Annotated in this window: 9 protein-coding genes and 1 pseudogene; 2 read left to right on the top strand and 8 right to left on the bottom strand. The window is 63.4% G+C overall.

Annotated elements, in window-relative coordinates; all coding sequences use genetic code 11:
* From AQ12_RS19795 to AQ12_RS19760, 8 genes are all read right to left on the bottom strand, one after another.
* A partial coding sequence (locus AQ12_RS19795; protein WP_048441697.1) for a Calx-beta domain-containing protein occupies nucleotides 1–3,389 on the bottom strand: 3,389 nt, incomplete at its 3' end.
* Nucleotides 3,390–3,500: 111 nt separating this feature from the next.
* Nucleotides 3,501–4,406 carry a LysR family transcriptional regulator gene (locus AQ12_RS19790; RefSeq protein WP_048441696.1) on the bottom strand — a complete coding sequence of 302 codons (906 nt, stop codon included), beginning with the start codon at nucleotides 4,404–4,406 and terminating at the stop codon, nucleotides 3,501–3,503.
* Between the two features lie 18 nt (nucleotides 4,407–4,424).
* Nucleotides 4,425–5,459 carry a GNAT family N-acetyltransferase gene (locus tag AQ12_RS19785; protein WP_048441695.1) on the bottom strand — a complete coding sequence of 345 codons (1,035 nt, stop codon included), beginning with the start codon at nucleotides 5,457–5,459 and terminating at the stop codon, nucleotides 4,425–4,427.
* 44 nt (nucleotides 5,460–5,503) lie between these two features.
* Nucleotides 5,504–6,478 carry an ABC transporter ATP-binding protein gene (locus AQ12_RS19780; protein WP_048441694.1) on the bottom strand — a complete coding sequence of 325 codons (975 nt, stop codon included), beginning with the start codon at nucleotides 6,476–6,478 and terminating at the stop codon, nucleotides 5,504–5,506.
* Nucleotides 6,475–7,482, bottom strand: coding sequence for an ABC transporter ATP-binding protein (locus AQ12_RS19775; protein ID WP_202967523.1), 1,008 nt, complete (start codon nucleotides 7,480–7,482; stop codon nucleotides 6,475–6,477). Before AQ12_RS19775 ends, AQ12_RS19780 begins: the two co-directional genes overlap by 4 nt.
* Nucleotides 7,483–7,489: 7 nt before the next feature.
* Complete coding sequence (locus AQ12_RS19770; RefSeq protein ID WP_048441693.1) at nucleotides 7,490–8,437, bottom strand: ABC transporter permease; 948 nt, start codon at nucleotides 8,435–8,437, stop codon at nucleotides 7,490–7,492.
* Complete coding sequence (locus tag AQ12_RS19765; RefSeq protein WP_048441692.1) at nucleotides 8,403–9,362, bottom strand: ABC transporter permease; 960 nt, start codon at nucleotides 9,360–9,362, stop codon at nucleotides 8,403–8,405. The genes AQ12_RS19770 and AQ12_RS19765 overlap by 35 nt, the downstream gene beginning before the upstream one ends.
* A 78-nt stretch (nucleotides 9,363–9,440) precedes the next feature.
* On the bottom strand, nucleotides 9,441–11,231 hold the full coding sequence (locus tag AQ12_RS19760; RefSeq protein ID WP_048441691.1) for a peptide ABC transporter substrate-binding protein: 1,791 nt from the start codon (nucleotides 11,229–11,231) through the stop codon (nucleotides 9,441–9,443).
* Nucleotides 11,232–11,355: 124 nt separating this feature from the next.
* Between AQ12_RS19760 and AQ12_RS19755 the strand changes: the two genes are divergently transcribed.
* Complete coding sequence (locus AQ12_RS19755; protein WP_048441690.1) at nucleotides 11,356–13,071, top strand: MFS transporter; 1,716 nt, start codon at nucleotides 11,356–11,358, stop codon at nucleotides 13,069–13,071.
* A gap of 253 nt (nucleotides 13,072–13,324) precedes the next feature.
* Nucleotides 13,325–14,486, top strand: a pseudogene (locus AQ12_RS19750) (indolepyruvate ferredoxin oxidoreductase); the annotation flags it as partial.

The following is a 14,486-nucleotide window of genomic DNA, read 5'->3' as shown; positions in this document are numbered from 1 at the left end:
GATGCGCTGCCCGAGCCGCTGCGCGTGATGGTGAAGGTGACATTGCCGCCTTCGGTCACCGCCGTGCCCGAGCTCGCCGCGTTCGAGACCACCGTGTAGTCGTAGCTGGCGACGGCCGCATCCTTGACGTAGGCGCTGGCATAGGTGGTGTAGGACGTATCGGCGGCGTTCTTGTACAGGTCCAGCCAGAAATACTCGATCGACTCGGTCGATGAGTCGGCATACAGCGGCACCGTCACCGTCTTGGTCGTCTCATAGGCTGAGAAGGTCACCGGGCTCTTGTTGAGCGCCGAGTAGTCACTGCCGTCCGCGCTGCCCGCCGTGGTCGTGACGTAAACCGTGGATGCCGCACCGGTGGCGCTGCGCGTGATCGTGAAGGTGAGGCTGGTTCCCTCGGCCGCCGCCGTCGCATTGGTGGCGGCGCTCGATGTCACCGTGTAGTTGAACGTCTGGACAACGGCGTCCTTGATGTTGCCGGTGGCGTAGGTGGTGTACTCGGTATCCGCAACGTTCTTGTAGAGGTCCAGCCAGAAGTACTCTGCGCCTTCGGTCTGTCCGTCCAGGTTGATCGGCACCGTCACCGTCTTGACGGTTTCATACGCCGCGAAACTCACCGGGCTCTTGTTCAGCGCCACGTAGTCGCCGCCGGTCGCTGTTCCAGCCGTCGTGCTGACATACACGGTGGACGCCGTGCCGCTCGCGCTGCGCGTGATGGTGAACGTGATGTTGCCGCCCTCTGTCGCTGCCGCGTCAAGGGTTGCGGCGTTCGACGCAAGCGTGTAGTTGTACACGGGGACGACCGGCGCATCCTTCACATACCCGTCTGCGTAGGTGGTGTAGGACGTATCGGCCTGGTTCTTGAAGAGGTCCAGGTAGAAATATTCGGGGCTTTCGGTGGCGCTATCGACATTCGTCTGCACCGTGATCGTCTTGACCGTCTCGTAAGCGGCGAAGGTGACCGCCTGCTTGGTCAGCAAGGCGATGTCGCTGCCATCGGCCGTGCCGGGCGTCGTGCTGACATACACCGTTGATTCGGTGCCGCTCGAACTGCGGGTGATGGTGAACGTGACCTTGCCGCCCTCGGCCATCGCAGTTTCTGCCGTCGCCGAGCCCGATGAGATCGAGTAGTTGTACGGATCGAAAGGTGTGTCCTTGATCCAGGCGCTGCCATAGGCAAACGCCGCCGTGTCTGCGCTGTTCTTGAACAGGTCGAGGCGGAAATACTCGGGGTTCTCCAGCCACATGTCGCCGCTGGTCGCCACGGTGATCGTTGCCACCGTCTGGTTGGCAGCGAAGTCGATCTGCTGCTTGGTCAGTGGCTGGAAGTCCGCAGCCGAAGCCGAGCCCGCGCCGGTGGACGCATAGATGGTGGTGGCCGCGCCGGTACCGGTACGCGTGATGGTGAACGTGACGCTGTCGCCCTCACCGACCGCAGAACCTGCGCTCGATGCGTTCGACGTCACCGTGTAGCTGAAGTTGGCCGCAACCGTATCCTTGATGAAAGCGGCGGTGGTTGCGGTGTAGCTGGTGTCGCCCGGGTTGGCGAAGAGGTCGATATTGAACGACTCGACCGTTTCGGTCTGCACATCGGTGATCGCCTTGATCGTCACCGTCTTGTTGGTTTCGTAGGCCGCGAACTGCACCGCTATCTTGCCGAAGCCCGCGTAGTCGCTGGCAACTGCCGTGCCGTCGCGCGTGGACAGGTAAATGGTGGACGCCGTGCCACTGCCGCTGCGACTGATAGCGACCGTGACCTCGCCGCCTTCGGCCACCGCAGCCCCGGTCGAATTGGCGTTGTTGGTCAGCGTGTAGGTGTAGGCCACCACCGCTGCGTCCTTGATGAAGGCCGTCGTCGTTGCAGCCGCGACGGTATCGCCCAGGTTCTTGATGATCTTTCCCGAGAACGACTCCGCACCTTCGGTCAAGGTATCGACCAGCGTGGTGACCTTGACCGTCTTGACGGTTTCATTGGCGCCGAAGGTCACGGACTGCTGGACCGACGACGCGTAATCGGACCCGGCCGATGCGGTGCCGGCTGCGGTGCTGAAGTACACCGTCGAGACCGTGCCGCTCGCACTGCGGGTGATGGTGAAAGTGATCTCGGTTCCTTCGGTTGCCGCAGCCCCGCTGGACGCCGCATTGGAGGCGAGCGTGTAGTTGTAGACAGGATCGGCGATGGCCGAATCGGACAACGCCACCAGGCCCTTGACCGACGAGTTCCAGAAGGTTTCGATCGACGCTTCGAACTGCGCGTTGTAGCCGCCGCCGCCGTCGCCCCAGGGGTTGCGGATGATGAACTTGTCGGTCACGGCGTTGTAGCCCAGCAGCATGTAGGCGTGACCGGCGACCAGTTCCTTGTTGCCGTTGGTGCCAAACGACGTGCCCCAGCTTGCCAGCCATCCGATCGCACCGCCGTTGAGCGCATCGATGATGGTCTGCTTGTAGGTGGCCGGATTGGTCGAAAACAGCGTGCCCGAGTCGAAGCCGTCGTTGATGGAAGAGTACGCGCTGGAGTAGTACTTGTAATTGAGGTTGGTGAGCTGCTTGATCGGCTGCGCGAGCCCGCCTTCGATGGCCTGGTAGGAGTTCTCGCCGGTCCAGGCCGCGCCTTCGTTGGTCGCGAACTGCTGGTTGATCTGGGCATAGGCCTTCTCGGCCAGCGGTACCCACATTTCACTGGAAAGCGTCTTGTCGCCGCTGCCGCTGAAACCCAGCGTGTTGGACGCGTTCACCGGCAGCTTCATGTTCACCGTGGTGTACACCGCCTTGCCGTTGTAGAAGAACTTCACGCCATACGTGCCATCGCCGTTGTCGGTGAACATGTTGGTGAGGTAGGCCGAATTGGCATTGGCCACCGAGCCGAGTGTCGCCACGTAGTAGCAGTCGCCTACCGATCCCTGCCGCACATCGTTGGCGGTGGCGCCGCCCACGAACAGCGTGCCGGTTGCAGTTGCATAGCTGAACGTGTTGGTGGAAGCCTTGCCGGTCGCCGAATCGCCGCCAGCGATGGGCATGGGCAGGTCGCCGCCGCCGAACCACTCGCTCAGGAGCTTGCCGACGTTGGCCTCGGACGAGCCCGCAACCAGGTTGCCCACTGCAACGACGCTTGCCGTCGTCGTGACACCGGCAGTCCACTTCGCATTGGCAGCGTTGCCGTAGATCAGGTTGTACGAGATCGCCCCGACGTAGGCATTGGAGAACAGCGAGAGCGATGCGCTGTTGTCGTAGATCAATTTGAGGTCGCTGAATTCGGTGGCGGTCAGCCCGTCACCGTTGATGGTCGAACCGATCACATGGCGTATTTCGGTGAAGCTGAAGACACCGTCTACCAGATACAGGTCCGCAAGATTTCTCAGCGTGACGTTGGAGATGCTTGTGGTCCAGGCCATGGGATGCCCCTTGTTGTGGTTTGTTCAGGCGGGGCCCATTCTGATCCGTTCGTTACACAAAGCAACCAATTGTTGCGAAACGCAGCAGGGAGAGAACTTTAGTGCGCCAACTCAGGGCGAGGCCGGTGTCCGAAAAATCGCCAGCACCACCTCGCGCAACCACCGGTTGCCCGCCTCCGCCTCGAAGCGCTTGCTCCAGTGCAGCGACACGGTGAAATCGCGCTTGGGAAAAGCCGGTTCGATGATGGAGTAGCCGCCTTCAAAACCCAGCGCGATGTTGCGCGGCATGACGGCAGCCAGGTCGCATCCCCTGACGATGGAGGGCAGCACCATGAAGTGCTCGGTCACCAGGCGCAAGCGATCTTCCAGGTTAAGTTCCTGCACGATGCGCAAGGTGTCGGCATGGGAGCGCACCGCGACGAACTCCAGTTCTCGCAGCGACTCCAGCAGCGCCTTGCCGGTACGGCGCTTGCGGGTGAACGGATGGCCTTTGCGCAGCAGCACCACGTAGCGGTCCTTGAGCAGTTGCACCCTTTGCGTGTCCTTGACCATCGGCAAGAAGCCAAAGGCCAGGTCGATGCTGCCGTTGTCCAGTGCGTCATTGATCGCGCTTCGCGGGACCGGCAGTGTTTCGATGCGCACGCCCGGTGCCTGCTCGCGCAGCGCTGACATCATCTCGGGCAGGAACCGGCCTTCGCCGATGTCGCTCATGTGGATGCGGAACGTGCGGTTCGAGTGCGCCGGATCGAACCCCGCGCTGTCTCCCAATGCCTGCGCCATCATCGCCAGCGCCTGCCGCACCGGCTCGGCCAGGCGCGCGGCCTTGGGGGTGGGCTGTACGCCTCCCGGCGAGCGCACGAACAGCGGGTCGTGAACCAGGGCGCGCAGCCGCGCCAGGCCCTGGCTGGCCGCCGGCTGCGTCATGTCCAGCAGTTGCGCCGCGCGGCTGACGCTGCGTACGCGGTATACCGCGTCGAACAGACGCAGCAAGTTCAGGTCGATGTCCTTGAGCTGCATCAAAACAGCTGCGCCAACTCAGGCGGCCTTCGGATTCACCTGCCAGCGTTCGGCCAGCTTGCGCAGGCGCTCATTGCCCAAATAGTCCTGCGCGAGCATGCCATTGGCAAACAGATCGACGCGGGTGTCACCCGTTGCCACATGACTGCGCAGCAGCCCTTCCTGCTGGAAGCCCAGATGCAATGTGTTCGCCTGCGCCTGCGGATTGTCGGCATAGACATGACTCACCAGCTTGGCCAGGCCCAGCCGCGTGAATGCGCAATCAATGACCGCCACGCTGGCCTGCAACGCAGTCATGGCGGGCGGCTCACCGGGAAAGCCGATCAGGAACTCACCCACACGATTGGTCCAGTCGATATCGACCAGGCCAGCCAGGCCGACAGGCTTTGCGTCCCGTCCCAGGACGATCCAGTCCAGCCGCCGCGATTCGTGCGGCGACTGCTGCGCGATCTCGATGAAGCGCTGCACCGCTTGCGGCCCCGAGCGCTGGAAGCGGTGAAAGCGGCGCATGTAATCCGCGTCGCCAAACAGGGTCTCCACAAACGCTGCGTCGGACGCTTGCGGTCGGCGCAGCACCAGGCCCGCTGCGGCAAGGGGCCGCCACCAGCGCGGCTGCAGTTGCAGCATGAGCCGCGCGGCAGCCGCAGGCATGGGCCGCTTGCCCTGCAGCACCATGGCCGCGCGCAAGACGGCTTCACGTGCCTCGTCCCAATGGTGCGCAGCAGCCGATGCAGCGGCCAGCTTTTCAAGCGGGGCATAGGCCTGCGGCGCGAGTTGCACCGCGCGGCGCGCCTGCTCGCACGCCTTCTCGGCCTGGCCGCTGTCCAGCAGGGCCTGCGCGAAGTTGGCGCGCAAGATGCCATCGCCGGGCGCAAGTTCACAGGCCTGCGCCATATCGCCCAGTACAGCGGGCCAGTCGGCTCGCGCGCCTTGCTGGCTCACCGCCAGCACCGCACGGGCATGGAAGTCATGCGCGGTGACGGGCGGTGTCGCAGCGAAGTGCCGGCTCAATGCGGCCCAGTCCTGCGCAACAAGCATTTCAGTGACGTTCATGCGGGGCTCTCTTGTTTTTTTGCATTGCCGCGCGTCAGCATCGTTCAGCCGCGCAGGTGACAGGCCACCCAGTGGCCCGGTTCTTTTTCTTCCAGCGGCGGGACTTCGCTGCTGCACAGGGGATGCTTCGCGATCGGGCAGCGCGTGTGAAAACGGCAACCGGTCGGCGGATTGATCGGGCTGGGCACATCGCCCTGCAGGCGGATGCGCTCACGCCGCACCGACGGATCGGGAATCGGCACAGCCGACAGCAGCGCCTCGGTGTACGGATGCATCGGGTTGGCGTACAGGTCACGCGACGGTGCAATCTCGGCCACCTTGCCCAGGTACATCACGGCCACGCGGTCACTGAAATGCTCGACCACCGACAGGTCGTGCGCAATGAACATGTAGGTCAGCTGCAGCTGCTCTTGCAGGTCTTCCAGCAGATTGATCACCTGCGCCTGCACCGACACGTCGAGCGCGGACACCGGCTCGTCGCACACCACCAGCTTCGGATTGACGGCCAGCGCGCGCGCGATGCCGATGCGCTGGCGCTGCCCGCCCGAGAACTCGTGCGGATAGCGGCGCATGTGGTCGGGGCTCAGGCCCACCAGCGTGAGCAGCTGCGCGATGCGGTCGCGGTACTCACCCGGGCCCTGGTGCAGCTTGTGGATGGTGAGCGCCTCGCCAATGATGGAACCCACCGTCATGCGCGGGTTGAGCGATGCGTAGGGGTCCTGGAAGATGATCTGCATGTCGCGGGCGAGCGATCGCAACTCGTCCTTGCCCATCGCGGTCACATCCTTGCCCTCGAACCACACCTCGCCCGAGGTCGGCTCGATCAGGCGCAGGATGCAGCGGCCCGTCGTGCTCTTGCCGCAGCCCGACTCACCCACCACGCCCAGCGTTTCTCCGGCTGCGATCTCGAAGCTCACGCCATCGACCGCATGGACCTTGTCCACCTGCCGCTGGAACAATCCGCCCTTGACGGGGAAGTGCTTGACCAGGTCTTTGACTCTCAGGAGGGGCTCGGTCATGCGACCACCTCCGCAAAAACCTGCGCAGCGATTTCCTCGGCGCGAATGCACGCCACCTTGTGCCCGCTCTCCAGTTCGCGCAGCGGCGGCGTTGCGGCCACACACGCGGGTATCGCGTGCTTGCAGCGAGGCGCAAACCGGCAGCCTTGCGGCGGATCGATCAGCTTGGGCACACTGCCGGCAATCGATTCCAGCCGCGTGCGGTGCATGGCTGCACGGTCGATGCGCGGGATCGAGCGGATGAGGCCCTGCGTGTAGGGATGGCGAGGCCGCGCGAACAGCTCTGCCGCGCTCGCCTCTTCGACGACCTTGCCCGCGTACATCACGACGACGCGCTGCGCCATTTCAGCCACCACGCCCATCGCGTGCGTGATGAGCATGATCGACATGCCCAGGCGCTCTTTCAATTCGTTGAGCAGGTCGAGAATCTGCGCCTGTATGGTGACGTCGAGCGCTGTGGTCGGCTCGTCGGCGATCAGCAATTGCGGATTGCACGACAGCGCCATCGCGATCATCACGCGCTGGCGCATGCCGCCGGAGAACTGGTGCGGATAGTCATGGATGCGCCGCTCGGGCTGCGGAATGTGCACCAGCTTGAGCATTTCAACCGCGTGTTCCATCGCCGACTTGCGGCTGAACCCGCCGTGTTCGCGCACCACTTCCGCGATCTGGTCGCCCACCGTGTAGACCGGGTTGAGCGAGGTCATCGGCTCCTGGAAAACAATGGCGATTTCTTTGGCTCGCACACGGCGCATGGCGTTGGAGTCGAGCGGCACCAGGTCGCGGCCCTGCCACAGCACCTGGCCCTCCACGATCTTTCCGGGTGGCATGGGGATCAGCTTGAGCACCGTCATCGCCGTCACGGTCTTGCCGCAACCGGACTCACCGACCACGCAAACCGTCTCGCCGCGCTCGACGCTGATGTCCACGCCATCGACCGCATGCAGCCAGCCGTCTTCGGTCTTGAAGTGGGTCTTGAGACCCTTGATTTCTAGCAGTGGCATTGGGTAACTAGTGGACATCCCGCGGGTCGAGCGCATCGCGCAGCCCGTCGCCGATGAAGTTGATGGCCAGCACGGTGAGAAAAATCGCCGCGCCCGGGAACATCGCCCAATACGGCGCGATGTCCAGGTATTCCTTGCTGTCAAACAGGATGCGTCCCCAGGTTGGGATGTCCGGCGGAAAACCCAGTCCCAGGAACGACAGTGTCGACTCGGCAATGATGGCCGCCGCCACGTCGATGGTGCCCGCGACGATCACAGGCCCCAGCGCATTGGGCAGGATGTGACGCACCACCTGGCGCGATGTGCTCGCGCCCAGCGCCCGCGCAGCTTCGACAAATTCCTTTTCCCGCAGCGAGAAAAATTGGGCCCGAACCAGGCGCGCCACCGGCATCCAGCGAAAGCCGCCTATCACCAGCACGATGAGCATGAAGACGCCCACCTCCGGGCCGAAAGCGCCTTTTAAGGCATCGCGAAAGAGATAGATCAGCAGCAGCAGCAGCGGCAGTTGCGGCAGCGACAGGAACAGGTCCGTGAGCCACATGAGCGCGGTGTCGATCGGACCGCGCGAGATGCCCGCAATCGCCCCTATCGTCACGCCTACCAGGATGGCCATGCCCATCGCGGCAAGTCCCACCGCCAGCGAAATGCGCCCGCCGTAGAGCATGCGCGCAAAGATGTCCTGGCCCAGGTCGTCGGTGCCGAACGGGTGCGATGGCATCGGCCCTTTGAGACGCGCCGAAAAGTCGATCTCGTTGATCGCGACCTTCCACACGAGGGGCCCGAAGACCACCAGCAGCACCATGAAGCCCAGGATGAAAAGACTGGCGAGCGCCAGCTTGTGGCGCTTGAAGCGCCGCCATGCGTCCGCTACCAGCGAGACACGCCGTCCGCGAACATCACCACCCGATGGGGTGGTGCTGCTAGCGGTAGCTGATGCGGGGGTCGAGCCAGCCATAGAGCAAGTCAGCAATCAGGTTAAAGAGAATCACAAGGCACGAAAACACGAACGTCACACCCATGATCACCGGCGTGTCGTTGCGCAGGATCGCGTCGATCAGCAGCGAGCCTATGCCCGGTATGCGAAAAATCTGCTCGGTCACGATGGCACCGCCGAAGATCGCGGGCATCTGCAGGAACACCAGCGTCACCACCGGAATCAGCGCATTGCGAACGACGTGCTTCATCACGATGTCCCACTCGGACAGGCCCTTGCTGCGCGCGGTGGTCACGTGGTCCAGGCGAATCACGTCCAGCATCGCCGAGCGCACATAGCGCGTCCAGCTCGCCCCCTGGAACAGGCCCAGCACCATGACAGGCATCAGCGCCTGGCGGATGTGCTCCCACCACCATTGCCAGCCGGTGGCTGCAATGTCGGCGCGGTACACGAAGGGCAGCCAGTCGAGCTTGATCGAGAACAGCAGGATCATCAGCAGGCCGGTGAAGAAGGTCGGCAGCGAAAAGCCGACGAAGGCCAGGGCGCTGGCGATGCGGTCGAACATCGAGTACGGACGCATGGCCGAATAGATGCCCACCGGCAGCGCCACCAGCAGCGCGAGCACCTGCGACGCGCCGATCACGGCAAGCGTGACGGGCACGCGCTGCCAGATCAGCTGGTCGACGTTGACGCGGCTGATGAAAGAAAAACCCCAGTCGCCCTGCACCATCGCCCAGAGCCAGCGGAAGTAGCGCTGCCAGATCGGATCGTCCAGGCCGAACTGCTTGCGCAGGTTGGCCTGCACTTCGGGCGGCACGTTGGGGTTGAGCGCCATCTCCGCGAACGGGTCGCCGGGCGCCAGCGCGAGCACAGTGAAGAGCACCACGCTGATGCCCAGCAGGCTGGGAAGCGCGATCAGGATTCGCCGGAAGAGGTAATTACCCATGAATTCTTGTTAGCCAATCGCAAGAAGCCCGGCCCCCCATCACGGGGGCAGGCAAGCCCGGTGCGAACGGGTAAACGCTCAGGCTTCGCGGAACCAGTTTTGCAACTGCGAGAAGTCCAGGTCCCAGCCCGACAGCTGGGTGACCAGCTTCAGGTTGGCGCCGCGCACCCGCGGACGGCTGATCAGCGGAATGATGGCGTTGTCCTTGACCACCATGTCGTTCATGCGAATGAACATGGCCGTCCGCTTGGCCGGATCGAGCTCGCCCTCGGACTGGGCAAAGAGCTTGTCGTACTCCTCGCTGCGCCAACGCGAGATATTGCGGCCCTGCCATTTGTTGGCCTTGGTCGATGCCTCGTGCGAGCGGTACTGGTCCATGAAGCGCTCGGGGTCGGGCTGGGTCTGGGTGGTGGTGTACATCTGCATGTCGCACCAGAACTTGCCGTAGGTGTCGGGGTTGGCAACGTCCGACGAGAAGAACACCGAGGCGGTGACTGATTTGAGTTCGAGGTCGATGCCGGCCTTTTGCGCGGCCTGCTTGACCACCGCCTGCTCCTTCTGGCGCAGGCTGTTGACGGACGTCTGGTAGACGAACTTCATCTTCTTGCCGCCCTTTTCGCGGACGCCGTCCGAGCCCTTCTTCCAGCCCGCTGCTTCGAGCAGGGCGTTGGCCTTGTCGATGTTGAACTCGATCTTCGTGTTGGGCGAGCGGTACTTGGGCGGGTTGTTCAGGAAGTTCGCGGTTGCGACGCCGGTGCGGCCATAGATGAATTGCTGTATCGCCTGGCGGTCGGCCAACAACGACATGGCTTCGCGCACCGCAGGTTCGCTGAACGCAAAGTGCTTGCTCTTGAGGCTGGAGCGTTCGCCCTCGACCTCGGTCCAGGGGTCGGTGAGGCTGAGCATGATGAACTCGATGTCACCGCTGGGCACGATGTGCACCCGGCCCTTGCCGCCTTCTTCCATCCGCTTGAGCACTTCGTCTTCGACCTGCAAGTTCCAGGCGTAGTCGTATTCACCCGTCTGCAGCACGGCGCGCGCAGCCGATGTGGGATCGCCGCCGCCCTTCATTTCGATCGTGTCGAAGAAGGGCTTGTTGGCCATGTGATAGTTGGTGTTGATCGCGCCGCGCACCATGTCGCCCGGCTTGAAGTCCACGAACTTGTAGGGTCCGGTGCCCACCGGCTTGAGGTTGTTGGGCGCCTCGCGCGACTTCGCGCCGGCATACGGGGCGAACAGGTGCTTGGGAATGATCATGCCCTCTGCGGCAACGAATGCCGTGGCCCAGAAAGGCGAGGCCTTGGCGAAGGTCACGCGCACGGTGTGCGAATCGACCTTGACGACCTGCACATCCTTGTAGACGCCGGTGGTGACTGCGGCAGTGGCCGGGTCCTTGGCGTATTCCCATGTGAAGACGCAGTCGTCGGCGGTGAACGGCTGGCCATCGTGCCAGGTCACGCCGCGCTTGAGTTTCCAGGTGACCGAGCGGCCGTCGGCAGACAAGCCGCCGTTCTCGCGCGTGGGCACTTCGGCTGCGAGAACCGGGATGAGATTGCCTTCGCTGTCCCAGGAGGCCAGCGGTTCATAGAAGATGCGCGAGCCTTCCTGGTCCTTGGTGCCGTTGGCGAAATGCGGCTGCAGGAGCGTCGTGCCCTGCCACCACAACACCTTGAGGGCGCCGCCGCCGCCGCGCTTGGTCGGCTTGTAGACAGGAATCGGCTGGGCCTGCGCCACGCCGTAATGCATGAGCATCATCGAAGCCATCGGCGCCGTGAGGCCCACCGAGACCATGCGCTGGATAAAGCTTCGGCGCGCAAGGCGACCGTCACGAACATCTTCGACCAGGTCGCGAATCTCTTTTTCTTGCATCTCGAAATCTCCTGCTTTAAGAAAACCGGGGGGGCCCCTGCAAACCATAGTACTTGAGGGTCGGCAGACACGGCAAGCGGGGTTTCAGCGGTTGCCGCGCGTCTGCCCGCGTTAGGATGCCCCCATGCAACTTCCGAACCTGCTTGCGACCCGGCGCGGCCGGCTCGTCGCTTTTTTCAGTCTCTACATGACCGAGGGTATTCCCCTTGGCTTTGCGGCAACCGCGGTCGCGACGCAACTTCGGCGTCAAGGTGTAGGCCCTGCGGAGATAGGCGCATTCGTCGCCTCGTTTTATTTGCCGTGGGCTTTCAAGTGGGCGTTCGGGCCTCTGGTGGACGTGTTCCGTTCAGAGCGTTTCGGTCATCGGCGCGGCTGGATCCTGTTCACGCAGATCGTCATGGTGCTCACCTTGCTGGCGCTCATTCCGGTGGACCTGCCCACGGGGCTGGGCATCTTCACCGTGATCCTGCTGGTGCACAACACCTTCGGCGCGATCCAGGACGTGGCGATCGACTCGCTGGCCGTCAACACACTCAGCGAGGACGAACGCGGGCTTGCCAACGGCCTGATGTTTGCCGGTGCCTCCGTCGGCCAGGCCATAGGCGGCAGCGGTGTGCTCTACCTCATGGGCAAGTACGGATTCAGCTTCCAGTCCACTTTCATCTTTGTGGCCTGCGCGCTGCTGGCGGTCACCGCGTTCATCGTCTTGCCGATGAAAGAAGCAATGGTTGCAGGGCTGGCACCTCCGGCCAGGGCGGCAGCCGGTGCATGGCGGGCAGCCGGTGCAGAAATGAAAACGTTCGCGGTGCAATCGTTTCGCTCCTTTTTGGGGACGAGTGGCGCATTTCGGGGCGTGTTCTTTGCGCTTCTGCCTGCCGGTGCGATGTCGCTGGGCCTGGCGCTGCAGTCCAACCTGGCGGTGGAGATGGGCATGACCGACGAGCAGGTCGCTGACCTGTCGCTCTGGTCGATGATCATCTCGGCCGGTTGCATGGTCGCGGGCGGCTGGGTCTCTGACCGGTGGGGACGCCGCCGCACGCTCGCCATCTATCTGCTGGGCATGAGCTTTCCGGTCCTGTACCTGATGTGGAAGCTGCAGCAATACGGCTACGTGATGCCACGCTCGGGCGGCGCGCCGATTCCCGAGCTGATCACCATCTTGTGGATCGCGAGTCTCTGGTACTCGGTCTTCCAGGGCCTGATGTACGGCACGCGCTCGGCCATCATGATGGACGTGACCAACCCTGCCGTCGCGGCCACCCAGTTCACCGCCTACATGGCGATGATGAACCTGGCCATCGCGATTGCGGCGAGCTGGCAGGGCATTGCAGTCGAGGCCTGGGGCTACCCGGTCACGCTGCTGGTCGATGCCATCCTGGGTCCCTTGTGCATCTTGCTGCTGCCTGCGATGAAGCGGCCGCCCGGCCTGTTCACCGATGCACTGGCCGAGCGCCGCGCGCGCATGACCTCGATGGTGCTGGGTATCTTGTGCCTGCTCTGGATTCCGTACTGGGCCAATCACGAACTGCTCGGGCGCGGCCAGCCGATCGTGTCCACCTTCTACACACTGGTGTTCATCTCGTCGGCGCTGTTCCTGCTGGCCGGGCGCGAAGTGCTGGGCGATGCAGCGGGCTTGTGGCGTCGCGTGGCGCTGTGGGTGTCACCGCTGCTGTTGCTGATGTACGGGCGCAGCTTCCTGGGCAAGCTCGATTCGATGCCAGCGCTCCGCTCGGCCGCAGACATCCTGCTCTATGCGGTTCCCCTGGCCGGCGGCATCGTGCTGGTGGCGCTTGCAACCCGCAACTGGCGCACGCTGGATCCTGATCCACTGCCGACCTGACCCTCATACATGCATTGAATGCATGTCAGTTAGTCGTCTTATGGTATTGATTGATGGGGAACAAAGCCTGACACTGCTGCCCGAAGACATGGATGCCGGATCGAGTCCGGCATGACAGCCATGTGAGGGCGTCACCCGGCTCGGTCCAGGTTGAGTCGGGCATGACAACCGTTTGAGGATGTCATCCCGGGCTTGACCCGGGATCCAGGCTGTTCAACGGCTTGACGATCAATCGGCAATCGGGAGACCCCGCGTGGAAGTTTCATTCAGCAGCGAAATCGAGTCCTTGCGCCTGGGAGACGGCGATACCTTTCATGGCGAAGGCATCCTGGCCATCACCAAGGCCTTGCTGCAATCAGGCGTTGCCTACGTAGGCGGCTACCAGGGCGCTCCGGTGTCGCACCTGCTCGACGTGATGGTGCAGGCCAAGCCCTACATGGACGAGTTGGGCGTGCACGTCGAAGCCTGCGCCAACGAAGCCTCTGCTGCGGCGATGCTCGGCGCATCCATCCACTATCCGCTGCGCGGCGCGGTGACATGGAAGTCGATCGTCGGCACCAACGTGGCATCGGACGCACTATCGAACCTCTCGTCGCCCGGCGTCACCGGCGGCGCGCTCATCGTGGTCGGTGAGGATTACGGCGAGGGTGCCTCGGTGATCCAGGAGCGCACCCACGCGTACGCGCTGAAGTCGACGATGTGCCTGCTCGATCCGCGCCCCGATTTGCCGGTGATGGTGCGGATGGTGGAAGAAGGATTTCGCCTGTCCGAAACCTCGAACATGCCGTGCATCCTGGAGCTGCGCATACGCGCCTGCCATGTGCGCGGCAGCTTCGAGGCGCGCGACAACCTGAGCCCGGCGGTGTCCACCCGCGCGCTCATGGAAAACCCCGCAGGCTTCGACTACATGCGCCTGGCGCATCCGCCCGTGACGTTCCGCCACGAGAAGCTCAAGGGCGAGCAGCGCATTCCGGCTGCGCGCAAATACATCGCCGAGCAGGGCCTGAACGAGCTCATGCCCGGAAAGCACGAAGACCTCGGCATCATTGTTCAGGGCGGCATCTACAACGCGTTGATTCGCAGCCTGCAGCAGTTGGGGCTTGCCGATGCATTCGGCGCGAGCGACATACCCATCCTGGTGTTGAACGTGACCTATCCGCTGGTGCCCGAACAGGTGGCGGACTTTTGCGTGGGCAAGCGCGCAGTGCTGGTGGTTGAAGAAGGCCAGCCGGAATACATCGAGCAGGAAATCGCAACGCTGCTTCGCCGGCGCGACGTGCAGACGAAACTGCATGGCAAGGATTTGCTGGCGATGGGCGGGGAGTACAGCGTCGAGGTGGTGTCGGGTGGGTTGATTTCGTTTGTGGACTTGTATTTCGATTTTCCCCCTCTCCCGCTCGCGGGAGAGGGTAGGG

This window comes from Caenimonas sp. SL110, from assembly GCF_001044395.1.
Taxonomy (GTDB): domain Bacteria; phylum Pseudomonadota; class Gammaproteobacteria; order Burkholderiales; family Burkholderiaceae_C; genus Ramlibacter.
Note: the sequence above shows the minus strand (reverse complement) of the source record. Positions and strands in the feature narration are given on the sequence as shown.

Excerpts from the sequence above, each read along its gene's own strand:
- AQ12_RS19790 (WP_048441696.1), bottom strand. The coding sequence starts at position 4,406 with ATGCAGCTCAAGGACATCGACCTGAACTTGCTGCGTCTGTTCGACGCG.
- AQ12_RS19785 (WP_048441695.1), bottom strand. The coding sequence starts at position 5,459 with ATGAACGTCACTGAAATGCTTGTTGCGCAGGACTGGGCCGCATTGAGC.
- AQ12_RS19780 (WP_048441694.1), bottom strand. The coding sequence starts at position 6,478 with ATGACCGAGCCCCTCCTGAGAGTCAAAGACCTGGTCAAGCACTTCCCC.
- AQ12_RS19775 (WP_202967523.1), bottom strand. The coding sequence starts at position 7,482 with ATGCCACTGCTAGAAATCAAGGGTCTCAAGACCCACTTCAAGACCGAA.
- AQ12_RS19770 (WP_048441693.1), bottom strand. The coding sequence starts at position 8,437 with ATGGCTGGCTCGACCCCCGCATCAGCTACCGCTAGCAGCACCACCCCA.
- AQ12_RS19765 (WP_048441692.1), bottom strand. The coding sequence starts at position 9,362 with ATGGGTAATTACCTCTTCCGGCGAATCCTGATCGCGCTTCCCAGCCTG.
- AQ12_RS19760 (WP_048441691.1), bottom strand. The coding sequence starts at position 11,231 with ATGCAAGAAAAAGAGATTCGCGACCTGGTCGAAGATGTTCGTGACGGT.
- AQ12_RS19755 (WP_048441690.1), top strand. The coding sequence starts at position 11,356 with ATGCAACTTCCGAACCTGCTTGCGACCCGGCGCGGCCGGCTCGTCGCT.